This window comes from Rhodanobacter sp. FW021-MT20, assembly GCF_041107475.1.
Taxonomy (GTDB): domain Bacteria; phylum Pseudomonadota; class Gammaproteobacteria; order Xanthomonadales; family Rhodanobacteraceae; genus Rhodanobacter_A; species Rhodanobacter_A glycinis.
In genome coordinates this window covers 1-563 of sequence record NZ_JBGBPX010000053.1, presented here as the reverse complement: position 1 = coordinate 563, position 563 = coordinate 1, and the positions used below count along the sequence as shown (strand labels likewise).

1 protein-coding gene is annotated in these 563 nt (G+C 64.5%); it reads right to left on the bottom strand.

Annotation, left to right across the window (positions count from 1 at the left end):
• Positions 1 to 555: DUF692 domain-containing protein (locus tag AB7849_RS19525; protein ID WP_343122206.1), on the bottom strand; the 555-nt coding region annotated here is incomplete at its 3' end.
• Between the last annotated feature and the right edge of the window lie 8 nt (positions 556 to 563).

Here is a 563-nt window from a genome sequence, read left to right as displayed (position 1 = left end):
GTGGATCTCGCGCACCGCCGCGCGCGGCATCGCACGCAGATAGGCATGCGCGTCGAAGCCGTGATTGACGCTGTTGACGTAGACATTGTTGACGTCGAGCAGCAGGCCGCAGCCGCTACGGCGTATCAGTTCGGCGACGAACTCCCACTCGCTCATCTCGGCGTGTTGGAACGTGAGATAGCTGGAGACGTTCTCGACCAGGAACTCCCGGCCCAGCGCGTCCTGCACCTGCTGCACGCGCGTCACCATCAGGTCCAGCGCCTCCCGGGTGAACGGTAGCGGCAGCAGGTCGTTGAGGTGGATGCCGCCGATCGCGCCCCAGCAGATGTGATCGGAAACCAGCCCCGGTTCGAAGCGTTGCACCAGCGCACACAGCGTCGCCAGATGCTCGTCGTCAAAGGTGTCGGCCGATCCCAGCGAGAGGCCGACACCGTGAAGGCTCAGCGGATAGTCGGCGCGCACATGCTCGATTGCCGCATGCAGTGCTCCGCCGTCGGCAAACAAATTCTCACTGTGCACCTCGAACCACGCCACGCGCGGACGTTCGCTCAACACCCGCTGCA